General features: G+C 32.3%; 23 protein-coding genes. 5 read left to right on the plus strand and 18 right to left on the minus strand.

Features of this window, described 5'->3' with window-relative positions; all coding sequences use genetic code 11:
• Positions 1-126: 126 nt before the first annotated feature.
• The 9 genes from BN863_RS06835 to BN863_RS06875 form a co-directional block, all read right to left on the minus strand.
• Complete coding sequence (locus BN863_RS06835) at positions 127-549, minus strand: hypothetical protein (protein WP_038528938.1); 423 nt, start codon at positions 547-549, stop codon at positions 127-129.
• A gap of 147 nt (positions 550-696) precedes the next feature.
• Positions 697-1,242, minus strand: a complete 546-nt coding sequence (locus tag BN863_RS06840; protein ID WP_038528941.1) for a hypothetical protein — start codon at positions 1,240-1,242, stop codon at positions 697-699.
• 115 nt (positions 1,243-1,357) lie between these two features.
• Positions 1,358-2,488: a site-specific tyrosine recombinase/integron integrase gene (xerA, locus tag BN863_RS06845; protein WP_051774587.1), complete on the minus strand. Its 1,131-nt coding sequence runs from the start codon at positions 2,486-2,488 to the stop codon at positions 1,358-1,360.
• Between the two features lie 115 nt (positions 2,489-2,603).
• Entirely contained in the window at positions 2,604-3,572 is a 969-nt protein-coding gene (locus BN863_RS06850) for a YheT family hydrolase (RefSeq protein ID WP_038528944.1), read from the minus strand.
• Between the two features lie 92 nt (positions 3,573-3,664).
• A complete protein-coding gene (locus tag BN863_RS06855; protein WP_038528947.1) occupies positions 3,665-4,126 on the minus strand; it encodes an SRPBCC family protein in 462 nt (153 codons plus the stop codon).
• Positions 4,127-4,271: 145 nt separating this feature from the next.
• Positions 4,272-6,497: a TonB-dependent receptor gene (locus BN863_RS06860; protein WP_038528951.1), complete on the minus strand. Its 2,226-nt coding sequence runs from the start codon at positions 6,495-6,497 to the stop codon at positions 4,272-4,274.
• Between the two features lie 61 nt (positions 6,498-6,558).
• Positions 6,559-6,906, minus strand: coding sequence for a hypothetical protein (locus BN863_RS06865; protein WP_038528954.1), 348 nt, complete (start codon positions 6,904-6,906; stop codon positions 6,559-6,561).
• A 73-nt stretch (positions 6,907-6,979) separates the two neighbouring features.
• A complete protein-coding gene (locus BN863_RS06870; RefSeq protein ID WP_038528957.1) occupies positions 6,980-7,321 on the minus strand; it encodes a hypothetical protein in 342 nt (113 codons plus the stop codon).
• A 221-nt stretch (positions 7,322-7,542) separates the two neighbouring features.
• Positions 7,543-7,995, minus strand: coding sequence for a hypothetical protein (locus BN863_RS06875; RefSeq protein WP_242404079.1), 453 nt, complete (start codon positions 7,993-7,995; stop codon positions 7,543-7,545).
• A gap of 206 nt (positions 7,996-8,201) precedes the next feature.
• On the opposite strand from BN863_RS06875, the gene BN863_RS06880 reads away from it, so the two are divergent.
• Complete coding sequence (locus tag BN863_RS06880; protein WP_038528962.1) at positions 8,202-9,035, plus strand: DUF6503 family protein; 834 nt, start codon at positions 8,202-8,204, stop codon at positions 9,033-9,035.
• A gap of 45 nt (positions 9,036-9,080) precedes the next feature.
• Positions 9,081-9,749, plus strand: a complete 669-nt coding sequence (locus BN863_RS06885) for a haloacid dehalogenase type II (RefSeq protein WP_038528965.1) — start codon at positions 9,081-9,083, stop codon at positions 9,747-9,749.
• 87 nt (positions 9,750-9,836) lie between these two features.
• Here the strand turns inward: BN863_RS06885 and BN863_RS06890 are convergent, their stop codons facing one another.
• Both BN863_RS06890 and BN863_RS06895 read right to left on the minus strand, forming a co-directional pair.
• Positions 9,837-10,130 (minus strand): hypothetical protein, encoded by a 294-nt coding sequence (locus BN863_RS06890; protein WP_038528968.1) that lies wholly within the window; start codon positions 10,128-10,130, stop codon positions 9,837-9,839.
• A 58-nt stretch (positions 10,131-10,188) separates the two neighbouring features.
• The gene (locus BN863_RS06895; RefSeq protein WP_038528971.1) at positions 10,189-11,010 is read right to left on the minus strand and encodes a sulfurtransferase; all 822 of its coding nucleotides are present in this window, start codon (positions 11,008-11,010) and stop codon (positions 10,189-10,191) included.
• A 191-nt stretch (positions 11,011-11,201) separates the two neighbouring features.
• On the opposite strand from BN863_RS06895, the gene BN863_RS06900 reads away from it, so the two are divergent.
• Together BN863_RS06900 and BN863_RS18930 are read left to right on the plus strand one after the other, a co-directional pair.
• Complete coding sequence (locus tag BN863_RS06900) at positions 11,202-12,503, plus strand: leucine-rich repeat-containing protein kinase family protein (protein ID WP_038528974.1); 1,302 nt, start codon at positions 11,202-11,204, stop codon at positions 12,501-12,503.
• Between the two features lie 213 nt (positions 12,504-12,716).
• The gene (locus BN863_RS18930) at positions 12,717-14,468 is read left to right on the plus strand and encodes a polysaccharide lyase family 7 protein (RefSeq protein ID WP_051774589.1); all 1,752 of its coding nucleotides are present in this window, start codon (positions 12,717-12,719) and stop codon (positions 14,466-14,468) included.
• 86 nt (positions 14,469-14,554) lie between these two features.
• On the opposite strand, the gene BN863_RS06910 is transcribed toward BN863_RS18930, so the two are convergent.
• The 5 genes from BN863_RS06910 to BN863_RS06930 form a co-directional block, all read right to left on the minus strand.
• Positions 14,555-15,007 (minus strand): GNAT family N-acetyltransferase, encoded by a 453-nt coding sequence (locus BN863_RS06910; protein ID WP_038528977.1) that lies wholly within the window; start codon positions 15,005-15,007, stop codon positions 14,555-14,557.
• 194 nt (positions 15,008-15,201) lie between these two features.
• A complete protein-coding gene (locus BN863_RS06915) occupies positions 15,202-16,113 on the minus strand; it encodes a polysaccharide lyase family 7 protein (RefSeq protein WP_038528980.1) in 912 nt (303 codons plus the stop codon).
• Between the two features lie 287 nt (positions 16,114-16,400).
• Complete coding sequence (locus BN863_RS06920; RefSeq protein WP_038528983.1) at positions 16,401-17,321, minus strand: alpha/beta hydrolase; 921 nt, start codon at positions 17,319-17,321, stop codon at positions 16,401-16,403.
• Between the two features lie 217 nt (positions 17,322-17,538).
• Positions 17,539-19,512: a YgiQ family radical SAM protein gene (locus BN863_RS06925; RefSeq protein WP_038528986.1), complete on the minus strand. Its 1,974-nt coding sequence runs from the start codon at positions 19,510-19,512 to the stop codon at positions 17,539-17,541.
• A 261-nt stretch (positions 19,513-19,773) separates the two neighbouring features.
• Positions 19,774-20,202, minus strand: a complete 429-nt coding sequence (locus BN863_RS06930) for an FKBP-type peptidyl-prolyl cis-trans isomerase (protein ID WP_038528989.1) — start codon at positions 20,200-20,202, stop codon at positions 19,774-19,776.
• 470 nt (positions 20,203-20,672) lie between these two features.
• Here BN863_RS06930 and BN863_RS06935 point away from each other — a divergent pair, with 470 nt between their 5' ends.
• On the plus strand, positions 20,673-21,554 hold the full coding sequence (locus BN863_RS06935) for an NAD(P)-dependent oxidoreductase (RefSeq protein WP_038528992.1): 882 nt from the start codon (positions 20,673-20,675) through the stop codon (positions 21,552-21,554).
• A 279-nt stretch (positions 21,555-21,833) separates the two neighbouring features.
• Here the strand turns inward: BN863_RS06935 and BN863_RS06940 are convergent, their stop codons facing one another.
• Together BN863_RS06940 and BN863_RS06945 are read right to left on the minus strand one after the other, a co-directional pair.
• On the minus strand, positions 21,834-22,262 hold the full coding sequence (locus BN863_RS06940; RefSeq protein ID WP_038528994.1) for a PH domain-containing protein: 429 nt from the start codon (positions 22,260-22,262) through the stop codon (positions 21,834-21,836).
• A gap of 123 nt (positions 22,263-22,385) precedes the next feature.
• Positions 22,386-24,239: a MutS-related protein gene (locus BN863_RS06945; RefSeq protein WP_038528997.1), complete on the minus strand. Its 1,854-nt coding sequence runs from the start codon at positions 24,237-24,239 to the stop codon at positions 22,386-22,388.
• Positions 24,240-24,728 lie beyond the last annotated feature (489 nt).

Genomic DNA, 24,728 nt, shown 5'->3' on the forward strand with positions numbered 1-24,728 from the left:
TAAGGATAGTTGCGTGTGCAAGCAACTAACTTACTAAAAATGGAACGAACCAGAGGAAAATCCGCAGGATTTTCCGAGTAGGCTAGAACCAAGCAATTATTTTTACACGGTGTTACCATACGTTTTTTAATTCCGTTTCAATTTTTGGTCAGATTTAAATTCAAATCCAGAATTGGGTATAAGTTTTTTTCTTTTCATTGAGTATTCATATTCTGATTTTGTCAAAGTCCATTTTCTTTGAGTCGGTTCAGTTTTGATTCCGTTGATAATTAAAAAAAGTATTCCGTTCTCAACTGTCCAGTTTCCTTTCTGTTCAAGCCATTTTATTCCGCGATGAGTATAAAAGTTTTTTCTGTAGAAAGTTCCATTCTTATATAAAACTAGACTATCTAATTCCATTTTTCCTGGATTTATACCTTCTTTGTTTTTGTAATATTTTACTTTTTCAATCTGTTTTCGGTATTTATAAATATCTTTTATCTCTTGAGAAAATGAAAAGTTCACTCCAATTGAAACAGTAAAAATTAATATGAGAATGTCTTTTTTCAAATGTATGGTAACGGTCTCGTATAACCGTCAGTTACGGGTTAAATTAGCGATTATTTTCGATTTAGCACAGACGTCAGCAATTCCGAGTGGATTCGGACGTAGTCGAATCCGCCGTAATTGCGGTTATACATTGTTGTAACACGTTTTTTATTCAATGAACTGCGCTCTAATTCGGTCAATTAATTGGTCTTTATATTGCCAAAGTATTAAATAGTTTGGTGAGTCAATTCCTCGCAAAATATTTATTTCATTCCGCAAAAAGTCAGTCAATTCTGGTATGCTAACTGAATCATCTGGGTTTGTTGTATATTGTAAATATGCTGGAATATGGATTCCAAAAACTCGGTCAGTAACCAAATAATTTATATCCCTTACAATTCCAGAAAACAGCTCGTTGTCAATTATCAGTCCTTGATTACGTGAGAGATTTAAATGAGGATTAGCTTTATTAATTTCTGTTATATAGCGTTCCAGTTGTTCAATCATACTGGCTTTTGCTTCTCTGCTGTACCTTTTGTCTTCGATTTCGACTATTTGAGTTTCCAAATCCTCAATTTGTACGCTCGTATTTTCCAATTCTTGAGCAAAACGAATTCTTTCCGCATCATTAGTCCAAATCTCAATCCTCAATTGTAAGTCGTGTGCAATTCTTTTTGCTTCAATAAGTTCTTTTAGTAATTCAATTTCGTTCATTTTTCAGGATTTTGTTGGTTTGTTCAAATGTGTTACAACGTTAGTATATAGCACTTGTGTTCTATATATACCAAATATAAGATATATAGAACATATGTTTTATATATCTTATATATTAATTGTCTAATGGATTTATAATTTTTTTAAAGGTTGTTGTGGCAACGTGTGTGTAAATTTCTGTGGTTTTTGTAGAACTATGGCCTAGTAGAACTTGAATCTGTCTAATATCTACACCAGATTCTAGCAAATGTGTTGCAAAACTGTGCCTTAATATATGTGGGGTTACTGTGTTTCGTAATCCTGCTTTTTTAGCGGCATTAACTACTATCCGTCCTATACTCTGAGCAGAATATTGTTGCCCTGGCAAACCTTCAATTATATATGTTTTGGGTTTCCATTGTTTGTAATATTCTCGTAATTCTTTTAGTAACTGATAAGATAAAAGTGTGTATCTGTCTTTTTTACCTTTTGCAGATTCTATACGAATAAGCATTCTTATACTATCTATATCCGAAATTTTTAAATTGACTAATTCACTTCTTCGTATACCAGACGAATACAATAAACTCACTATGCATTTGTGTTTCAAATTATTTGTATGGTCTATTACTTTTAATACATCTGCTTTCGATAGTATTTTGGGTAACTTTTTAGCTTTCCTAGGACGTTCTATTTTATAAAACCGATTTGGCATTCCTAGTACAGTTTCATAATAAAACTTAATACTATTAATGGCTATATTAACATAAGAGTCCGATTTGTTTTCATGAATTAGCGATAGAATATACTGCCTAACATCATTTTCATTTATCTCCAATAATGGTTTTGACTTATAGTAATTTATAAATTTTTCAAACGCCAGAATATAACTTTTAACAGTATTATTTGCATATTTTTTTAATTCTAATTTATCTAAATAAGTTGATGGACACAGCCGATAAGAGTTAGGTACTACACGTTTCCTAAACCACGTAATATCCATGGGTTCATTGTTTTCATGTATTGGTTTTTGGTCGAAAAAATATCTAGAATTTATCCACGCAATGCCTCTAAAAGTGTCGAAAATGCTATTAAGGTTTTCATTTGTATTTAAAACGTAAGCCATATTAAATTCGTCACTCCACTTAATGTCTGCCAATTGTTTTATTAGAGCATCTATAATTTTATCCGAACTGTATTGTAGTCCGATGTACTTTTTGTTTTTAATAAAAAGATGCTTTAATGTAATACTTCTTCCATGCTCCATAATGCCGTATTTTTATACAATTTACTGAATGTAAATGATTTAGATACGGGTTTTTGTGAAAAAATAATGATGAAACGTCTGGTTAATAGTTGTTTATTCCTTTCTAAATTAGTGCTTACTTTTTAAAAGAACGTTCATTAAAAAAATCGAAAGCACGAACTTCAGCATAAGATTGTTTAGAATCTTTTAAAGGAAACGCACAATGGCCTCCGTATTTAGGCGTTTCTAAATAGACATATTTACTGTTTTCCGCAATCGAGTTGGGGTAACAACGTTCGCCTAAAAAAGGATCATCTAAAGCATTAATAATAAGTACTGGGGTGGTAATGTTTTTAAGGATAAATTCTGGTGAAACTTTTTCGTAATAATCATCCTTGTCGGTAAAACCATGCATAGGTGCGGTAAAATAATCGTCAATCTCAGCAAAACTGTGTAATGCGTTTATTTTATCGGTATTTGCTAATTCGGGAAACTGAATTACTTTTTGTTTCAGTTTATTTACTATTCCTTTTTTAAATGTATTTAAATAGACTTTATTGAATCCGACTTTTAAAGTATCAGAACATGTTCTTATATGCGTAGGCGCAGAGACAGCAACGGCAGCTTTAATACGAGAATCAAGCTTTTGTTTTCCTAAATAGTTTAGAACTTGTGCACCACCCATAGAATATCCAATAATATATACAGATGCTATACCTTGGCTAAATGCAAATTGTACTACAGCATCTAAATCTTCTATAGAGCCATGATGATACATTTGTGGTAAACGATTCATGTGTCCGCCACAGGTTCTATTATTCCATGCAATAACAGAAAAATCACGTTCTAAAAAATAATTAGCACAACTGTTATTATAAGTGCGTCTAGAATCTCCTTCTAATCCGTGACATAAAATAACGGCTTTCTTCAGGCTTTTAATACTGTAGTCGATGTTTAGGAAATCGCCATCACTTAACTCTAATATTTCTGTCTTGTAATTTGGTGTGTCTACATGTTTAATTTTGGCGGCATATATGGTAGAAAAATGCGGATTTCTATGGACTAATCTAGGAGCTTGGTATTTTGATTGTGAAATTATTGGCATTGATAATGACTTCTGGTGTGAGCTATTTTAAGTTTGATCTCATAGAGATTATAACCTGTTTTGTAGGCTATATATTAATATTGAGATGAATTCTAAGTACCGAATAATTCGTTTAGAACAGTATTTCTATATTCGAAAATTTCATTTAATTTATGCTTAATCATTATGCTATTGGCAAGTACTCCTAAAATGCCGAAAGGCGGCTGATATGTTACAATATCTTTCATTAAAGTACCTCCATTTGTTTCTTCTAAAAAATGCTGATGATGCCAAATTTTATAAGGACCAACACGCTGTTCGTCTACAAAATAATGTTTGTTTTTTACATGTGTTATTTCTGTAACCCAGGTGGTTTTAATACCCAAAACAGGGGAGACTTTATAGTTAATAATCATCCCTTCGTACATGGCATTTGGTAAATCTTTAGATACAATATCGAAGCCCATATAATCTGGTGTAATGGTTTTTAGGTTTTTAGGACTCGATATAAATTCCCATAAAACATCTATAGACTGATTGAAAAATTGTTCACGTTTAAATTGATAGACTGCCATAGGTTACGATTACAAATTAAGGAGTTATTATAGGTAATTACACTAACGTAAAATTACAAATGAAAAAACTTATGATTGAAAATTAATCAATTCTCAACCATAAGCTTAATATTTTAACACCAATTTATAATGTGATGATGAAGATTTATTTACTCGGAATTTTATAACGAACCCCTAAATAAAATTCACGTCCACGTGTTGGACCCCAAACCGAACTGGTATCGAAATAAGCCCCAAACGGATCTTGCCAACTTAAAATGGGTTGTTCTTGTCTAAAGTCGAATATATTCTCGCAACCAGTGTACAATTCAACACGGTTTAAATTATAGGTAAATTGTGCATTCATAATCGCATAGTCTTCAGAAAAATCTGGTCGTCTATAATCCACAGGATTACTTTTTGTATCTGGTAAACGTTGTTCGCCATACCAATGGAAATTTACATCTATTCTAAATGTATTCGATAAGGGTTTGTAACCAAAATTAGCTACTACTTTATGTTTTGGGTTAAACGGTAATACGTCTTTTTCGCCATCAATTTCTCGATACACATCTAAATAACTATATCCCGTTTTAAACTCATAGCGCTTATATAAATTAAGAGAAACTTCGGCCTGAAAAACATTACTAATACTCTTTCCTTTAAAATTTTCTATAATGGCTTTCGTGGGGTCTGTATCGTAATCTGGGAATACCTGATTCTTAAAATTTGTATGATAAAAATCGGCACTAAAGAATCCATTTATATTTTCGCCGTCAAAGTTTTGTGTAATATTAATTCCAGTATTCAAGGCTTGTTCCGGTTCTAATGCTTCTTTAAAAATAATATCTCTAGAACTCACCAGTAAGCCTACATTTTCGCTAAATAAATTTACCGTGCGCCAACCTGTACCAATATTGGCACGGATAACTGTTTTAGGAGCAATGTTGTATTTTATTAAAGTACGAGGTGTAACTTTAGTTCCAAATTCATTATGATTATCTACACGAAGTCCTAAAATCCAAGTCAGTTTATCGTCGAAAAGAGTCATAGTATTTTCAGCAAAAACACCTACTATATTCTCGTTTCTATAATAATCGCCATCATAAGTTCGGTTTAAATCGTTGTATGTAAACAGAACAGTTTCATCGATATTTAAATGTTTAAAACTCAATCCCGATTTTAAACTATGTGCACCATATTTAAATTCATGTTGCAGGTTTGCAAAGACATTGGTTTGCTCGGCATCATATTTAACGGTTCCGAAATAAGAGTTCTGATTCTGATAAAAACTAGAAGCATAGAATGTAAAATTGTGTTGGTCGTTCATTCTATATCCTGTTTTACTCCACACTTCTGGCTGATTAAAATTAACGGTTTGTCCGTAGATTTCGTTACTCCCTTTGTCTGTATCAGCATCAAAATTAATTTGTCCGCCAATACGTTGTTCGTTAACAAAGCGTATGCCTAATTCGCTATTCCAACCCCAATGTGCTTCATTTCCATATTTCAACGTGTTAAAAAAGGTATAGCGCGTTAGTTTTGGTAAATCTAAAAAGGTATCATCATCCTTATCAAATGCATTCGCAGGTTGTACGGTTGACACAGCGGTAAGATTACTCCATTTTCCTTTTTTAAAGGCATAGTTGGCATTCAGGTGTTTTTCCGAAAAACTATTAATATAGGCGTTAAGTAACAGCATGTCTGTATGCGCAGGGTCTTTAGTTTCTACATTTATTTGTCCACTAATACTTTCAAAACCTTGTAGCACACTATTTGCACCTTTAGAAATATAAATATTATCGACCAAAGTTCCAGGAATACTACTAATACCGTAGGTGTAAGTTAACCCCTGAATCATTGGAAAACCATTTATTAGCACTTGGTTATACACACCAGAAAGTCCGAGAATACGAAGTTCTTTAGAGTTTGTAATTACATTGGTGGTTTGTGCTTGTACGGTAGTTTGAGTTTCAAAACAGCCTGCCAAATCGCAACAGGCAGCTTTTGCCAACTCGGTTTGAGTAATGAGTTCTGTTTTAATAGGACTTAAACTTGAAATGATAACACCATCGCGCTGACTCTCTATGACAACTTCGTCTAGAGACTCCGATGCCTCTAGAATAAAGTTTATTTCTGTCTCATCGGTAACATCTAGCGTTTGTGTGGTATACCCTACATAACTCACAATTAATGTTTTAATTGGAATCTTTCTTGCAGTAAGTTTAAACTGTCCGTTAATATCTGTGGTCGTACCAATAGCTGTGTTTTTCCAATGTAAACTGGCTCCAGCAAGTGGTTCGTTATTATTGTTGGTTACTGTTCCTGTAATGTATTGAGCCGACAAAACATACGGAACTAGCAAACCGACAATGAATACAAAAAATTTCATTGTTAGATTTTTAAAGTGAAAAATGCAAGGTGTAATTACGCAACACCTTGCCTAAATAAATTTACTTTTTTACTTTGTAAGGTCTGTCGTTTGGATCTTCGCAACCGGCAGTGTTCTGGATTGCAGTAAAGATATCGTCTTCAGATACTAATGCAGGGTCGTATGCAATTTCGAATTGTGTAGTTGGCCCAGTTTTTCCTGGTTTACATGCATTTACACCTTCTAATTTCTCTACGTTTGCAGAAATGGTTTTTAAATCGCTAGAGCAAGTAATACCTTTTACCTTAGTATTAAGAGTTGTAAATGATGCTGCAATTTCTGTTTTTTCTGTTGCCGATTGAGCAAAAGTTGCAGTTGTAGAAGCTAATGTAAATGTAATGGCTAATGCGAAAATATGTGATAATTTCATGTGTTCTGATATTTTGATATTGTTTAAAATGAATTTTGAATCGAAAGTCCGATTCGGTAATACTGCGATTTAATTAAACAAATTGTGGGGGTTGCCAAAAATCAGAAATGAATTGTGAAGCTAAAAATGATTGATATCCGAAATATTGTTCGGTTGAAATATCAATATTTGGCTGAATAGTAAAGGGGAAATGAAAACTAACAAGTAAACAAGAACAACACGCCTGAAACGGATTACAGCTATCATTACTAGTATTGTCGTCTTTATGCTCTGAGTTCTGAGTTTCCGACACTGGAGCAGATTTAAGCGAACAACACGGTTTTTCAATGTTAGTTGATAACAATACAGTATCGCTTCCAGATTTAACCGAAAGAGAAAGCACCATAAAAGCTAATATGTATGTTATAAGTTTCATTACGTAACAAATATATAAAATTCTGAAGACGATTTATGTTAGACAAAAGCAATTGTTCTGTTTTTACAAATCAGTTTTTATAAAAGCAACATCTTAACTATTGAAGATGAAATTTAAAAACCAAACCAAGACAATAAGAAATTAATGCTTTCACATAAAATCTAAGCGATATATGTTATTGTAAGTATTTTGATTTACAATAAATAGCAATCATAAGGATGCTATCGTTTTTCTGCATATTTAAATTTTTCAAACTTCGACGGTAATTCGTTTGTAATCTCTAATTTGTTAGACGTTACTGTTGGTTTAATCATAATTACTTTTGTCTGATTATTAATTTCAACGGTATGTTCACTTTTCATATTTACAAAATCAATATGAAGTAATTTAAACTGATAAGACTTCGGTTTAAAGTTTAGAATCGCATATTCACTCGGTCTAATTTGTCCTAATGGAATATTATCAATCCAAACATTTAACCGAGCGGTATTGTCTACCGTGTGTAGCATATTAGCGCCGTTATAAATAAGCACATGGCCATCGCCTAATTGATTGATATCTACATCTTCAACATCTGTTTTAACGAATGTATATTCAGAAGCAATAGGTTTTAATCCACATGCATTACATAAAAGTATCGCTACAATTATAAGTGAAAATTTTAATGTGTTCATAACAGACATCTATAGTTTAAGAGGTTCACTAATAGTTTAGTTTCTAATACAAACATATATAATAGTATGTATTGTTTTTCAAGTTACCACTTGAAAATTTCAACTGAATTTTGAAGGTTTGAAATCCTTTTAAAATAGATGTAAGGAAATAGTTTGTAAAGCCACTAATCACATTAAATTTGTAATAACAAAAGAAAAAAAACAACATGAAAAACATTTTAGCAATTAGTATGATGTCTATTTTTACTTTAACTTCATGTAAAGAAGACAAGAAAGAAGTTAAGACAGATTTGCCTGTAACGGAAGTTGTAGATACAACGCCAGAATTTACAAATAAAGCACATGAGTTAATTTACGAAATGACTCAGAAAGTTGGAGATTACAGTAAATTAATGAGTAAAAAAGATGTTGTTTATACCTACACCTACCAAACTCCAGATGGTAAAACAGATGTTACTACAGAGAAATATATATTCAATGGCGAATTGTCTTACGGGAAGTACACCAAACACGAAAGATCACTTGCAGAGTTAGAAGGTACTATAGAACAAGGTTACGATGGTAACGAGTATTGGTTAAAGCATGAAGGTAAAGTGCTAACAGATTCTGTGTATTTAAAACGTGTTGCTTTTAATAGACCTACAAACTTTTATTGGTTTACAATGATGCCTAAATTAATGGATCCAGGTGTAATTTACGAGTATGTAAAAGAACAAACTGTGGAAGGCGTAAAATACGATGTTGTAAAAGTATCGTTCGAGTCTACCAATGGAAAACCAAAAGATATCTATCAGGTGTATATTAATCAAGACACTAAACTAGTAGATCAATTCTTATTTACTGTTATGGATTTCGGAAAAGCAGATCCTTTATTAATGCAGTTAGAATACGAGAACGTAGATGGTATATTACTGCCAACAAAACGTAAATATAAAGCGTCTAATTGGGATGCCGAAGTTACAGAAGATCCATGGGTTTTAGTAAATTGGACAGACATTACATTTAATAACGGTTTAACTAAAGCCGATTTTACAAAATAGAAATACCGTTTAAGCTTGCCTATTTAATCTTCAAATATAAACCTTATGAAAAAAGCAGTATTCTTTGATATGAACGAAACCTTATTAAATTTAAGTGTTCTTAAAACTGAATTTGATAAGCATTTCGATGACGTTTTTGTGCTTAAATATTGGTTTACAAAATTACTTCATAGTTCTACCGTAATGGGAACTATGGATACGTATAAAAATTTTGGAGAGTTGGCCGATGTGGCTTTAGAAAATTTGTTTTTCGAAACCAATACACATTTATCTTCCGAGGTTAAAACAGAAATTCTAGGAGCGTTTAAAAAGTTACCAGCTTATAATGATGTTATTCCCGCTGTAAAAAAACTTAGGGAACACAATATTCGGGTTATTGCAGTTTCTAATTCGTCTTTAGAGATGATAAAGGAACAATTAACAAATGCAGGTATTATTGAATATTTTGACTCGTATTATTCTGTAGACGATGTTAAGAAGTACAAACCTTTTAAGGATATCTATATCACTGTAGCAGCGAAAGAAGGTTTACAGCTTAAAGATATTGTGATGGTTGCTACTCACGATTGGGATTTATTTGGAGCTAAAAAAGTAGGATTAACAACGGCTTATATTAAAAGGAAGAAAGAAATTTATCATCCGTTTTATTTGCAAGCTGATTTAAAATCTGATGATTTAAATGATTTGATGGAACAAATCATCACGATGAAATAAAATTAAAACTTTTTTTTAAGGAATGATAAGTATAGAAGAACAGTGTTGTAAAACACTGTTCTTTTTTGTTTATAACATCGTTTTAAATTAATGTCTCATATCTAGATGTATCCATTGAAGCAAGAAATTAAAAAGACTTTCCCAATCTATAATACCCCACAGCAAAGGAATAACAAATAATAAACTTATTACATAAATAGACCAATCGTTATCTTTCTTAGACCACCATTTAATAAGCTGATAAAGTAGAAAATAGTATAAAAATAAAATGCCAAAAAGTAATCCGAATAAGAGTACCAAGTCACCAAAGAATACAGAGATAAGTATTAAAACACCTAAACTATAAAGTATAACTTTAGTAAATTGTTTTAAAATATCCATTAAAAATAATATTGATTATGTTTAAATGTTTGTTTCTGTAAAAGGAAAACGATTTGTTTTAATCAGCTTTAACTTTATCACCCCATTCGGTCCACGAACCATCATAGACCGCTTTTTTGTTTTTTAATATGCCTTCGGAAGCCAAATACATAACACATGCTGTAATGCCCGAACCACAACTAAAAACAAGAGGTTTGTCTTCTTGTTCTAAAGATTTAAATAGTTCAATTAACTTGGCTTCACTTTCAAATTTCCCGTTGTTAAGTACCTTGGTATAGGGTATGTTGATGGAATTATCAATTTGTCCGCTTCTAAGTCCTTCGCGAGGTTCTTTAACGACGCCATTAAAGCGGTCTGCAGAACGCACATCAACAACCAATTCTTTTTTAGTGGTTAGATTATTAAAGACATCATCGAATCTTCTTACGATTTCAGGATTTAAATTGGCTTTAAAATTTCCTTTTGGGTAATTGCTTTCAGTTTTTGTTTCTGTAGGAAACCCTTTAGAAATCCATTCTGGTAAACCACCATCTAAAACATAAACGTCTTGGTGTCCCATAGATTTAAACAGCCACCAAACCCGCGGACTAGAATAAATACCGTTGGCATCATAAACCACAATAGTACTATTCGTATTAATACCTAATGCTTGCGCTTCTGTTTCAAATTGAGATTTTGAAGGATAAGCTGTAGGGAATTCATTGGTTAGATCACTAAACTTAAATTTAAGATCAAAAAAACGCGCATTCTTAATCTGAATATCTTGAATTTCTATAGGTTGTTTTAAAAGTTGATTTTTTAAAGTACAGTCTAAGATGATTAAATTTTCAGTATTTAATATCTGGTTTAGCCCTTCGGCAGATAGTATTGCTTTATTCATATTCAAAATATAAAAAAATAAATGAGTGTTTAGTTTAAATTGTCAAAAATCATCTAGACATGATATTAAGACGTATTGAATTTTTAAAGATAAATAATATTTAGAAGCTAGAATTATTTGGTAGAAAATGACCGAATTTAATTCTCAATTAAAGTGAAGAATAGTTAAGTTTGTAGCCTAATATTTCAAAAATGCTACATACTTTAGAAGAATTAAAATCAGGGCAATTAGTCGGATTAAAAACATTAAAACTAGCCTGTGGTTTAAAAACCTTTCCAGCAGAAATATTAGAACTGGCAGATACGTTAGAAGTTTTAGACTTGTCTGATAATCATTTATCTTCTATACCAAATTCTATTACTGAACTTAAGAAGTTAAGAATCATATTTTTTGCACGCAATAATTTTACAGCATTTCCTAAGGGTTTAGCGAAATGTCCAGAATTGAATATGGTTGGGTTTAAATCAAATCAGATTACAAACGTTCCCGAAAATGTGTTTCCTCCAAAATTAAATTGGTTGATTTTAACCGATAATAAGATAACGACCTTACCAAAAAGTATTGGAGATTGTAAGTGGCTTCAAAAATGTGCTTTAGCAGGTAATCAAATTACAGAACTTCCTGAAGAAATGGCTAATTGCAAGAATTTAGAACTATTAAGGATTTCTGCTAATAACTTAAAAATAATTCCACAATGGCTGTTTAATTTGCCTAAATTATCTTGGGTAGCTTTTGGAGGAAACCCAGGAGCACATGACATAGAAATCGATACAGATTTGGATTCATACGCTTGGCAAGACTTTAGTATTGAAACGTTACTAGGCGAGGGGGCATCTGGATTAATTTCTAAAGCCAAATGGCATTCGCAACAAGACGATGTCGCAATTAAAATCTTTAAGGGCGATGTTACGAGTGATGGATTACCAGATGATGAAATGTCGGCCTCTATAGCAGCGGGTTCACATGACAGTTTAATTCCGATTTTAGGAAAATTAAAAGATCATCCAGAAGATAAGAGTGGTTTAATTATGAGTTTAATTGCTCCTTCTTATATAAACTTAGGAAACCCACCGAGTATGGCATCTTGTACTCGAGATGTGTTTGATGAGGATACTACTTTTAATGACAACGAATTACTTAAAATAGCTAAAAATATAGCTTCGGTAAGTGCACAATTACATGCTAGAGGTATAAACCATGGCGATCTGTATGCGCACAATATTTTGGTTAACGATACAGCCGATTGTTTATTAGGAGATTTTGGGGCAGCTTCATTTTACGATATTTATGCCAATGATGCTCATGCTATAGAGCGTGTAGAAGTACGTGCATATGGCTGTTTAATAGAAGATCTTTTAAATCTCGTTCCTGAAACGCAAATGGATTCTAAAAAGAGAACGACATGGGAAAGTTTAATTTCAGATTGTTTCTTGCCAGAGGTGCAATGGCGTCCAAATTTTATAGAAATCTTAGAAAAACTAGAGCGATTCTAAGACATTATAGTTATCCTTAGTTTCTATTTCTGCTAGATAAATAGATATGCTTTTTATGTTTGTGTATGCTTTTATTTTACGTCTGTTGTGAATCTATATATTAAATCAAAATTGGTTAACCAATTCTTTAGATTGCTCTTTTTTTTTCATATTTTCGGACTTAAATAATTGGTGTGCCAATTTTAACAGAACGCTATTCTATAAAACATATTTATGATAATAAATTACAAAACACTATTACAATTTTTTACAGCATTCATTATCCTTTTTAACCTTAATAATCCACTGTGGGCACAGAAAATTCCATCCGATTTAATGGATAATTGTTTACAATGGAAAATAACATATCCTACAGGTCAAGAAGAAAAACAATTATGCGATGAACCTAATAACGAATACTTTTTTGTTAATGAAACAGAAGATGCTATCGTTTTTCGTACGCCTATTCGATTAGATAATGGTACAACACCAAATTCAGATAATATACGATCAGAGCTTCGAGAACGTGAAGCAGATGGCAGTGTAGATATTTATTGGACTACCGAAGGGTCGCATATGCTCTATGTAGAACAAGCGATTACTCATTTACCTATAAACAAACCTGAGTTAGTAGCCTCGCAAATACATGGAAATAAAGAAGCAGGTATTGATGATTCTATGGTAATGAGACTAGAAGAATCTCATTTATTTTTATCTTTTAATGGAGGTAAATTAAGAAAAAACATAACCATAAAAGAAGATTATGTTTTAGGAACTAAGCATGAAGTTATTTTCTTGGTAGTTAATGGTAAACACTATTGTTATTATGCTGAAGATGGTAAGCTTTTAGAGGCTTATAATAATAATGATGCTTCGCAATACCTTATTAGAGATATTGAAAATGATAACGATTATGTGATGGATTTGAATTATGAAGATTCTTACTTTAAAGTTGGGAACTATACTCAAAGTAATTCAAAAGAAGAGGGTTATGATGTTAATAATCCTGAAAATTATGGCGAAGTTTTAGTTTATGATTTTACAGTTGTTCACGATGAAGTTTTAGTAAGCGGTGTAACACTTACACCTAGTCATGTTAATCTTTCTATAGGCGGACCTTTTCAATTAACAAAAACTATTACTCCTGCAAACGCAACAAATAAATCTGTAACTTATACGTCTTCAAATACAGCTGTTGTAGAAGTAAATGAAAATGGCGTTTTAACGGGTATTGCAGAAGGAAGTGCTACTGTTACAGCAACCACTGTAGAAGGCGGTTTTACAGACACCATTACAGTAGATGTTGTTGGTAACCCAGTGGGAGATAATTTAGCACTCAATAAACCCGTAACAGGTACAGGAACTCATGATGCAGATAACGTGGTAGAAAATTTGGTTGATGGTTCAACTTCTACAAGATGGTCTGTTTCTGGATTTCCACAAACTGCAATTATAGATTTAGGTCAGCAGTATAGTTTACACCGATCCGAGGTTGTATGTTATACAGATAGAGCATATCAATATTCAATAGCTGTGTCTGATACAGAAAACGGCACTTATACCGAGATTGTAGATAGAACTGAAAATGTAACTCCTGGTGATGCTGCAAATCCAATTGTAGATTTATTTTCAGCTGTAGATGGACGCTTTATTAAATTAACCGTTACAGGAGCTGCTGTTTACGACGGACCTTGGGTTAGTTTATCTGAATTTAGAATCTATGGCGAATCGTCATTAAGTATAGATGATAATACTTCTGATGTAACTAATATTACATTATCTCCTAATCCTACTTCAGATATCGTTAATATAAGCGGGGCAGAAATGTATAACACTTTACAAGTTTACGATCAATTAGGAAAATTGGTTATGCAGCGCACTATTACAGATGGAGCTATAAACATCTCCCATTTAAGTTCTGGCTTATATATCTTTAGATTATCTGGAGCATCACAATCTATTAATAAACGAGTAATTAAAAAATAAACACTTCTAATACCAATTAAAAAGGGTCAAAATGAAGTTTTCTTTGTTCTGACCCTTTTCTATTTTAGATCATGGGTCTTACTCGATTAAAAGTGCATTTTCATGCCTTCATGTGTGGCTGTAAAACCGAGGGCTTCGTAAAATTTGATGGCTCTAGGTCTTTTTTTATCCGAAGTTAATTGAAGGATAATAGCGTTACGTGCTTTGGCGTGTTGTATAATCCATTCAAATATTCGTTTTCCAATGCCTAAGCTTCTGTGGTCTTTTCTAATCTGTACAGTTTCTACTTGTGCTCTTAATCCGCCACTATAATTTAAGTATTGAATAAATGTCAGTTGGAAAGTTCCAATAATTTCTGAAGATTCATTTTCAACTACCATAAGTTCTTGATGTGCGTCTTCAGTAATAGTTTCAAACGCTTTAATGTAAGATGTTGGGAGTGGATTTTTTAACTGTTCTCTTATTTGTCCAAGTTCATCATCTGCAAGTAAATCTACAATGGCATATAGGTCGTTAATGGTCGCTTTTCTAATTGTCATAAGCTTGATTTCGTAGTCGGGTTAATCGGTATTATAAACGTACTAATTTTAGAGTGCTCAAGAATAAAAGTAAGCTAAAAACTCCGAAATTTTTAATGCGATTAAAAACTTCGGAGTTCATTTTTTAATACGGTAAATATTGTAGTCTACAAATTTGATATGATTTAAATCTTCGTAAATCTTAGTGAAGTTCCTTATTCATGGCTTGTGACTACTTTATGAAGTACGACTTGAGCCGATTTTTCGTAATCATCGTGCCAACCGAAATAGTTACCTGTTTTAAAGTAATTTTCATGAATATAACCGTTGCCAACATAGTCGTATATTTCAGTATATTCAATATCTAAATCTTTAGCTTCACAGACTAGCGCACAATATAATTTTCCGTTTTCAACTTTCATTTTAAATGTGAAAATTTCATTATCAACTCGTCCAAAATCAATTTTATCATCATAGGCACTTGTCCACGCCTCGTTATTATCAGGCTTGGTGTAGTGGTCTATTTGTATCATTCCGCTATTCCATCTAATTTTAACAGTTGCAGGATCACCCGGAATACCTTCAGAAGATTTACCGTGGATTTGAGCCACAATAGTACGGCCATTACCTTCAACATAATCAACATTAATAGTAGATTCTAAAATATGAACGCCAGTTGACATAGACCAATTATCGTTGGTATCTTGATTACCTTTCCAATATTCTCTAAGTTCTGTTCTACAATATTTATCGCCTAAAGTAGATACACCAGAGGTTGTTATTCCTGTAAATTTAGTCCAAAGTGTATACGAGCCGTCATCGTTTTTATAGAAATATTTAGACTGGCTAGACGATAGATTATCATTTATAATATCTGAAGGTTGTATGGATGTTGCTTTTCCATTTCCAGAATCTATAGGTACAGATAAATACCAATTTTTCCACGAGATGTTTTCTTCTGTAATATCTGGTTCTTCTGTTTCATCTCCATCTCCATCAGCATCTGTAATTTCGTCACCATCGGTATTTGTATTCTCATTATCTGTGCTATCGGAACTACAAGCTACGAATAGCATAATTGATAAAATAAACAGTAATTTACTATTAAAAATTCCTTTTGTTATCATATATATTTAATGTGGTTTACTATTAAATTAGGCGTATCTAATTAAACGTGTAAGCAATTGTGTTTGAATAGATTTTAGTTTTCTGCGCGCCAAGATACATTTATTTTAAATGATTTTCTAGTCGCATACAAAACATCTTCTTTTGAGTAACAAAAGCGATGCCAAAGGTCTTCGATGAAAGTTTATTTTTTATTGGGTTTATCACTGATTTTTCAGAACCTGCTCTGTGTTTTAATCAAAAACCACTTAGTCCAGAATGCCTAGATAAACTTTGGTTTGCGCTACAGTTAATGTGTAGAAAGCCAAGAAAACATGCGCTTGAAGGCTTCGGTTCTTACCGCTTTAGGTGATAAAAAAATATCGTGTTGTGCGTTTTCAATTTTCATGAGAGACACGTCTGAACCTAAAGTTTTTCCGACTCGTTTAATATCGTCATTATTTAATACAATATCATTAGACATGGCAGCTTTAGAGAATTTAGATGTCTTTAGGGAACCCGACGAATACATGACTAATACTGGAACTTGAATATTAGATTGTTCTAAACTTTTTTGAGCATTTGCGATAGCAACCACCCATTTAAAATAAGTAGGGAACCCTTTTATAGGTTTCCAATTTAAATTGAAATCCCATTCGCCATAATAGTCTTTATGTATACTTTGGGCATAGGCAGGAGAGAGGACACCATTTATTTTAGCGTAATTGGCATATTTTGAAATTACTCTAGAAGCGAATAGACTAGCACATTTTTCGATTTTAGATTGATTGAAATCTAGAAATGGAGAATTTAGAATTAATCCATCAATATGGTGTCTTTCTTTTCCCTCGTTCATGTAACAGCTCGTGGTTAAGCCTCCGGTAGAATGTGCGAGTAAATATACACCAGTACTGCTTATTTTTATTTTACGAATTGCGAATGAAATTTCTTCGTAATATTCTTTTAAATTTTTACAGTAGTTAGGATGCTGATGAGGTAGGAGTGAGCGTCCATATTTACGAAGATCTAACGCATAAAAATCTAAGTTATTTGCATTGAACTGCTCGGCGTAATGAGAATGAAAAAAATAATCGACATACCCATGAATATATAATACACTTTTTCTGTTGTTTGTATTGAGTTTAGACGCTATTAATACGGCAATAACTTCACCTTCGTAGTCTGGGTTGAGGTTAATGGTTTCTGTTGTAAAGTTTGTGTTTAAATCCATTGTGTATGCTTACTAAGTGCTGAGTAGTGCGACTAAAAATCTAGACTTAAAGGTAATAAAAGTATAAGAAAAAATTGGATCGGTTTATCGAATATCAGTAGGGCATAATTAAGATAAGTCTATAAATAAATGTAGGCTAAATACATCTTAAATTATGAGAATTAAGTATATTTAGCCTACTAAAAATGATATAATAATTAAAAACTATTTAAACGTTTTAACGTCTTTTCTTTCTAGAATATTGTTTCTTTTTTCTACGAGATCCAATAGTTGGATTGTCGTTATTAGATGGAACAGCATCATCGAAAGTGTTTTTAACGGGTTTAAGATTTACTTTTTTCCAGGCTTTACCGTCTTTGGCTTCTGGTAATAACACATCTAACAAATCGGTTCTTCCAACTTTGTTTAAAGTCTTTTTAATCCAATCTTTATTTTCTTGTCTGTACCAAAAGAAGAAACGGTGTTGTTCGTCTTTCTCTTTTTTAGATTTAGGTGTTTTTGTTGGCTTTAACGTATACGGATGATATCCACTATAATAAATAACCGTAGCAACCGTCATTGGTGTTGGTGTAAACCCTTGCACTTGCTCTAACTGAAAGCCCATATCTTTGGTTTCTGCAGCTAGATTTGCCATGTCTTCAACCTCGCAAGCTGGATGATTCGATATAAAATAAGGAATCAGTTGAAGTTTTAAATCTTTTTTAATATTGATTTTGTCGAAACGCTCTTTAAACTTATGAAAATATTTAAAAGACGGTTTACGCATCAGTTTTAAAACGGGATCAGACGTATGCTCTGGAGCAACTTTTAAGCGCCCAGAAATATGCTTAGTCATCACTTCTTCAGTATAATCGTCTAATTCTTTAGGATCTGCATTTTTGTTAAATTCAGGCACTAACATATCATGACGAATACCACTTCCAATAAATGATTTCTTAATCTTAGGATGCTTATCTACCGCTTGGTATAACTCGGTTAAAGGCTTGTGCGATGTGTCTAAATTACTACAGATTACAGGCGAAATACAAGACGGCGCAACACATTTATCGCAAATAGATTGTACTTTTCCTTTCATCTTATACATATTCGCAGAAGGTCCGCCAATATCAGATAAATAGCCTTTAAAATCTGGCATATTAGCCACCTTATCGACTTCTTTTAAAACAGATTCCTGGCTACGACTCGCAATAAATTTTCCTTGATGTGCAGAAATGGTACAGAAACTACAGCCTCCAAAGCATCCACGGTGAATGTTTATAGAAAACTTAATCATTTCGAACGCAGGAATGGGTCCACGCTTGTTATACTTTGGATGAGGTAATCGTGTGTATGGTAAATCGAAAGAGGCATCAATCTCCTCTTCTAACATAGTTGGAAAAGGTGGATTAATAACTAAGGTTTTATTGTTTATTTTCTGAGAAATTCTATTCGCATTAAGCTTATTAGATTCTTGCTCGATAACTTTAAAATTAGAAGCAAATTTCTTTTTGTCTTTTAAACAGACTTCATGCGACTGGATTTCGACATCTTCCCAATTTTTGTTTTTAGGTAGAGGCTCATCAGCATTTAATAAAAAGGCAGTTTGTTTTACAGTGGTTAAACTAGAAAACGGAACTCCTTTTTGTAATAATTCTACAATTTCTCTTAAAGGTTGTTCGCCCATGCCGTATACGAGCATGTCTGCTTTAGAGGTTTCTAAAATACTCGGCATCAATTTATCACTCCAGTAATCGTAATGAGTTACACGGCGTAAGGATGCTTCAATACCACCAATTAGAACGGGAACATCAGGAAACTTTTCTTTTAAGATGTTAGAATATACAGATGTGGCATAATCTGGTCTAAACCCTTTGTCTCCATTTGGAGTATAGGCGTCTTTATCTCGGCGTTTTTTACTTGCCGTATAATTACTAACCATGGGGTCCATACAACCACCTGTTACTCCAAAAAATAATTTGGGTGTACCAAGTTTTGTAAAGTCCTGTAAATTATCGTTAACACTGGGTTGCGGAACAATAGCAACTTTTAGTCCGTAACTTTCTAAGATACGACCAATAACGGCAGGTCCAAAAGATGGATGATCCACGTAAGCGTCTCCGCTAAATAAAATAACGTCAAGTTCTTCCCAACCACGAAGCTTTACTTCTTTGTTAGTTGTTGGTAACCAGTCTGTGAGTTTGTTTATATGCATATGGTTGCAAAGGTACAATTAAATTCTATTACTAATCAATACTAAAAACCTGTCTATCAAAAGGTGCTCCAAAGTGAATTTTATATTGAAATAAAAGTTGAGATTTTTAAATCAGGTAGACTCTTATATATAAAGTGTCTATGTTTAAAGAAAATAGGTCTTGAATATAGACGTATTGGAGTAGGATGAAAGCTAATCTATTTCATAAAAAAAAATCCGAACTAGTGTTCGGATTTTAATGTTTTATATGGATTGAAATTCTTATTTAATTTCCACTAATTCCAAATCAAATACTAAATCTTGACCTGCAAGTGGATGATTTCCATCTACAACAATATGATCATCTTTAACATCTACAACTCTAAATTGGTGTTCTCTTCCATCTTCACTTTTAGAGGTTAATCCCATTCCAACTTCTGGCTTAACATCTGGAGGTAACTGTTCTTTAGCTACTTCATGGAATAACGCTTCATTTATGTCGCCGTATGCGTCCGCTTTAGTTATTTCAACTGTTTTTTTCTCATTCACTTTCATATCAATGATAGCATTTTCAAAACCAGGAATTAACATACCTTGACCAATAGTAATTTCTAATGGTTCACGCTCTAAAGAGCTGTCAAATACTTGACCGTTGCTTAATTTACCTGTGTAATGCACTTTTACTGTATCATTCTCTTTTACTTGACTCATACTAAATTTTTAATGTTTAATAAAAGGCAAAACTAGGGTTTATATGTTGGAAGAGCATAGAATATGGCTAAAATCTTAAATAATTAAGAAAGGTTTAACGTCTAATTACACGAACTTAATATGTATTTATAGTTTTTAAATATAAGATTATTAGTGTGTTAGTTGTTATGGGACTGATTTAAGTTAATAGTTACACTATGCATTTAATTTGACTCTGTTTTACTGAGATGTAGTATTTAAATCGTGATTAAAGGGGAGTGGGAGTAGTATTTTAAGTTGTTTTAATAACTACAGATGGGTTATATGAATTCTTCAGATTATAATTCATAAGAGACTAACACATTTAAAATTAGTGGATTTTGTTTTTTTGAAGTATTTGAATCACTGAAAGTTAGAAATAATTTTGTAAATGCGAACAGATGCCTATCTTTGTGCTAACATTTTAAAGTTAAATAATTAAATAATTAAATATGAAAAAACCCACTATCGGATTTATCGGACTTGGCCTTATGGGAGGTAACATGGTTGAAAATCTTCAAAAGAGAGGTTTCGAGCTAACAGTAATGGATCTTAATAAAGATGAAGTTGCAAAGGTTATCGCTCGCGGTAATGCTACCGAAGCTACTACACCTAAAGAATTAGCTGAAAAAAGCGACATCATTATGTTCTGTCTTACTACTTCTGCAGTTGTAGAAAAGATTGTTTATGGTGAAGAAGGTATCTTAGCCGGTATTAAAGAAGGTGCTGTTTTAATTGATTTTGGAACATCTATTCCTGCATCTACTAAAAAGATAGGTAAAGATCTAGCTGAAAAAGGTGCTGGTATGATTGATGCTCCACTAGGACGCACACCAGCGCATGCAAAAGATGGATTACTTAATATTATGGCTGCTGGTAATAAAGAGACTTTCGAGAAGGTTAAACCAGTTTTAGACGAACAAGGTGAAAACGTATTCTATTTAGGAGCTCTAGGTGCTGGTCATACGACTAAGCTCATCAACAACTTTATGGGTATGACAACTGTAGTTGCAATGTCTCAGGCTTTTGCAGCAGCAAAATTAGCAGGTGTAGACACACAACAATTGTTCGACATTATGTCTGCAGGTCCTTCTAACTCTCCATTTATGAAATTCTGTAAGAATTATGCTGTAGATAACGTAAGTGATTTAGGATTCTCTATTAACAATGCGAACAAAGATCTTGGATACTTTGTACAAATGATGAATGATCTTGGATCAACTTCTGCAATTGCTGAAGCAACATCTTCTAACCTTCAAGCTGCTGTAGCTGCAGATATGGGTAACGGAAATGTTCCAGAAATTTTCGATTATTTCGTAGATTTAAAGAAGTAATCAAGATTATACACAAGTAATGTGTAAATAGATAGTTACACTTTAATAAGCAATATGTTCTGTAGGTTCATGTTACTAATAAAAGCATAACAACCTTTATAATGACCTAAGGCACCATTTAATAATGATGTCTTAGGTTTTTTTTATGCAATCTAATTAAAATTGTGTTTTGTTTCGTTTTTAGATTATTGAATTTATCATCTAGAACTCTTTATAGAAAACATAGTTTTCGTGAATAGGTGAAGCACTTAATTTAAAATATATAAAGGAGTGAATATATTATCCAATTAATTTATTTACAATATTGGGATTTAAACTTTTCAATAAGTTAGCAAAGCCTATTTGGTCTTTAGGAGATACAATAATTAAATCGTACTTAGCATAACTAAGTTCAAGTCTGTCTATAGAAGGTGCCGGAGACGACATTAGATTATTGCTTTCAGATATAGATGTAATTTTTTGTATATCGTAAGTTTTAGAATATAAAAATCCGCAGGTTAATTTTAATGTGCCTTCATCGGCGATAGTATACTTGGTTTTAAAACTTATATACAAACAAAATGTATATACTAGCGCAAAGACACCTCCAACTGTTAACATTGCCTCAACGGGTTCATTATTATAAATCATAAACCCTAAAGTACAAACTAGAATTAAGGTTAAAAGTATGATGGTTTCGTAACCAAATTTAGATTTGTATATCGTCATCTATAGTACTTTTTTATAATTTGAATTATGATTCTATTTCGTGTTTAAATTTTTTTCATCACTTATAAGTCATGTTTCACGCATTCTAAGTAAAATAAATAGATTAGTAACAAACGTTGCAGTTTAGGTATTTAATTCATCTGTAATATCCGATAAAATTTTAATACCGCTTTTTTTCATAAGTTCACTGGCATTAAAATCTGTGCAAATAAATGGATCTAACTTATAACTAAAAACCATGGTGTTATCTTCAATCTTGCTGTTAAAACTGTAATTTGTTACTAAGTTTTTTTGCCCTGAAAGTTTTGCAAGTTCAATATCATGCGTCGCTATTATACCAGACGTTTTCAATTTACTTATCTGGTTAATTAAAGAATAACCACCTCTTTGTCTATCTTCTGAATTTGTCCCTTTAAACATTTCGTCTAATAGGAAAAAAACATTTTCACTTTTATCGATACATGTTAGCATGTGTTCTATTCTATTTAATTCAGCATAAAACGAGGACACGCCTTTCATTAAATTATCTTGAGTTCGCATGCTTGTAAAGATGTTCATGTTTGCAACTTTAGCATGTTTTGCACAACACGGAGCACCAGCAAGAGCTAATACAAGGTTTACCCCAACGGTTCTTAAAAATGTACTTTTTCCACCCATGTTGGACCCCGTAATCATGACAACTTGACCATGACCTTCGGAATGAAAATCGTTACAAATACGTGAATCCGGATGCAATAAAGGATGTCCTAAAGATTTAAAATGGATATAGTTATGTTGGTCTGTTAATTCTGGAAAGTTATACGACGGATTTGAATAGGTAAAGCCAGCAAAACTATTTACAACTTCAAATTCACTTACTATATTCGCCCAAGATTTTAAAAATGTATTATTCTTTAATTTCCATTTCTCGGTTCCAAGAATTAAGTAAATGTCTAATAGAAATACACTGTTTAATAGCGGATACATGTAGTTTCCTCCAATAGGTATCTTTTTTATAGGTCTTTGATGCGAGAATTCTAATAATCGGCAAATCTTATTAATTTCATTACTTGCTGAATACTTTTCCTGTAATAGAATAGCCTGTAATTCGTGTAATTTTTTAGACTTTAACGTGACGCTCTCAATATGAATTAGAAGTGCTTGATACCCTTTTAATGTACTAAGGTTATTTGTAGATGTAAATACAATATCTTCGGCAATGAATTTCATTTGTTTTAAAATGAAATAGTTGATAGCCAAAATTGAAATCATAAATAATAAATACATGAACCATCTTGAAGCCCCTAAATTAACGTAAAAGAAATAAACACTTACAAAAAAAAGAATGGGAAGAATACTAGCTATGGCTATATATAGATATTGTTTTTTTATTAAAACCACAGGTTGTTTTACCCAATCTAACAACTTAAGATAATCACTTTTTTTATTTTGAAAATGTAAACCCGATGCTTGAAAATTTTGTCTCCAGTCTAATTTAAGAGCGAGTTCTTTTATAGCTTCTTGTCTATTAAAAATTTCGGTGTTAGTAGCAGGCTTAGTTAACCATTCCGATAAACGTATTTCTCCAGATTCTGTCGTCGTTCTGTTTAGCAGCTGAAAAATAGAATGTTCTCCAAAAACATCTAAATCCGATGCATACGGATGGTTGGGGTCACTAAATTGGGCTCCTGCATTAAATCCGTTCAAATCACAATTTTCTCTTAGAATTTCAGATGCATTGATGTGTTTTAAAAATTTGGTATGTTGTATTTGGTAAGCTGTTTTGTCGTGGCGCTTTAATATAAAACCAAAACATAGAATAGTAACGGGTATAAATATGAAGCCAAGAATAGTGAGTTTTAGATTAAATAGTAGAATTATAATAGCTATAGATGTTACAAAAACAGTCAGCCTGATAAATGATAATTTACGTAAAACTTGCTTTAAAGCGGCTATTCTAACTGTGTATTTTTTTATATTGTCTTTATAAATTTCCATCAATTAGCTTTAAAGAATATGAGGTTGTACATATGCACAATGCCGGGAGTCAGTTAATAATAAGTTGTTATGCTTAATATCTAAATATAGATGTTTTTTTGCAAAAGACATTTTTAAATCAGGTGTATTGTTATAAGTAAACACTGTATGTTATCTAAGTTTCTTTTCTCTTTAAATTAAAAACTGTGTTCCGAAAAACAATATTGAGAAGTCATGTATACTTTAAATGAGATGTAATTTATGTATGATGTTGGTAGAAGTTAAAATGGTCTTATAATTTTAATGTTTAATCCACTATGCAAAGTTGCTATTTATAGGAATAATACTGTTAAAAACTGTTAATAGCTTTTTAATGAAAAACAAGATAATAGTTATTACTAAAAGCGTCTAAGAGCTAGACATACTGTGTATTACGTGCGTTTTATTAATCAGTTATAAAACCGAGCTATATATTTAATTACATAATTAAAAAGAGTAATGGTTTTTAAT

Origin of the sequence: Formosa agariphila KMM 3901 (assembly GCF_000723205.1) — a bacterium.
Lineage (GTDB): Bacteria > Bacteroidota > Bacteroidia > Flavobacteriales > Flavobacteriaceae > Formosa > Formosa agariphila.

What these genes read in the sequence shown, in the direction of transcription:
- BN863_RS06840 (WP_038528941.1), bottom strand. Translation starts at nt 1,242, where the DNA reads ATGAACGAAATTGAATTACTAAAAGAACTTATTGAAGCAAAAAGAATT.
- xerA (WP_051774587.1), bottom strand. Translation starts at nt 2,488, where the DNA reads ATGGAGCATGGAAGAAGTATTACATTAAAGCATCTTTTTATTAAAAAC.
- BN863_RS06850 (WP_038528944.1), bottom strand. Translation starts at nt 3,572, where the DNA reads ATGCCAATAATTTCACAATCAAAATACCAAGCTCCTAGATTAGTCCAT.
- BN863_RS06855 (WP_038528947.1), bottom strand. Translation starts at nt 4,126, where the DNA reads ATGGCAGTCTATCAATTTAAACGTGAACAATTTTTCAATCAGTCTATA.
- BN863_RS06860 (WP_038528951.1), bottom strand. Translation starts at nt 6,497, where the DNA reads ATGAAATTTTTTGTATTCATTGTCGGTTTGCTAGTTCCGTATGTTTTG.
- BN863_RS06865 (WP_038528954.1), bottom strand. Translation starts at nt 6,906, where the DNA reads ATGAAATTATCACATATTTTCGCATTAGCCATTACATTTACATTAGCT.
- BN863_RS06870 (WP_038528957.1), bottom strand. Translation starts at nt 7,321, where the DNA reads ATGAAACTTATAACATACATATTAGCTTTTATGGTGCTTTCTCTTTCG.
- BN863_RS06875 (WP_242404079.1), bottom strand. Translation starts at nt 7,995, where the DNA reads ATGAACACATTAAAATTTTCACTTATAATTGTAGCGATACTTTTATGT.
- BN863_RS06880 (WP_038528962.1), top strand. Translation starts at nt 8,202, where the DNA reads ATGAAAAACATTTTAGCAATTAGTATGATGTCTATTTTTACTTTAACT.
- BN863_RS06885 (WP_038528965.1), top strand. Translation starts at nt 9,081, where the DNA reads ATGAAAAAAGCAGTATTCTTTGATATGAACGAAACCTTATTAAATTTA.
- BN863_RS06890 (WP_038528968.1), bottom strand. Translation starts at nt 10,130, where the DNA reads ATGGATATTTTAAAACAATTTACTAAAGTTATACTTTATAGTTTAGGT.
- BN863_RS06895 (WP_038528971.1), bottom strand. Translation starts at nt 11,010, where the DNA reads ATGAATAAAGCAATACTATCTGCCGAAGGGCTAAACCAGATATTAAAT.
- BN863_RS06900 (WP_038528974.1), top strand. Translation starts at nt 11,202, where the DNA reads ATGCTACATACTTTAGAAGAATTAAAATCAGGGCAATTAGTCGGATTA.
- BN863_RS18930 (WP_051774589.1), top strand. Translation starts at nt 12,717, where the DNA reads ATGATAATAAATTACAAAACACTATTACAATTTTTTACAGCATTCATT.
- BN863_RS06910 (WP_038528977.1), bottom strand. Translation starts at nt 15,007, where the DNA reads ATGACAATTAGAAAAGCGACCATTAACGACCTATATGCCATTGTAGAT.
- BN863_RS06915 (WP_038528980.1), bottom strand. Translation starts at nt 16,113, where the DNA reads ATGATAACAAAAGGAATTTTTAATAGTAAATTACTGTTTATTTTATCA.
- BN863_RS06920 (WP_038528983.1), bottom strand. Translation starts at nt 17,321, where the DNA reads ATGGATTTAAACACAAACTTTACAACAGAAACCATTAACCTCAACCCA.
- BN863_RS06925 (WP_038528986.1), bottom strand. Translation starts at nt 19,512, where the DNA reads ATGCATATAAACAAACTCACAGACTGGTTACCAACAACTAACAAAGAA.
- BN863_RS06930 (WP_038528989.1), bottom strand. Translation starts at nt 20,202, where the DNA reads ATGAGTCAAGTAAAAGAGAATGATACAGTAAAAGTGCATTACACAGGT.
- BN863_RS06935 (WP_038528992.1), top strand. Translation starts at nt 20,673, where the DNA reads ATGAAAAAACCCACTATCGGATTTATCGGACTTGGCCTTATGGGAGGT.
- BN863_RS06940 (WP_038528994.1), bottom strand. Translation starts at nt 22,262, where the DNA reads ATGACGATATACAAATCTAAATTTGGTTACGAAACCATCATACTTTTA.
- BN863_RS06945 (WP_038528997.1), bottom strand. Translation starts at nt 24,239, where the DNA reads ATGGAAATTTATAAAGACAATATAAAAAAATACACAGTTAGAATAGCC.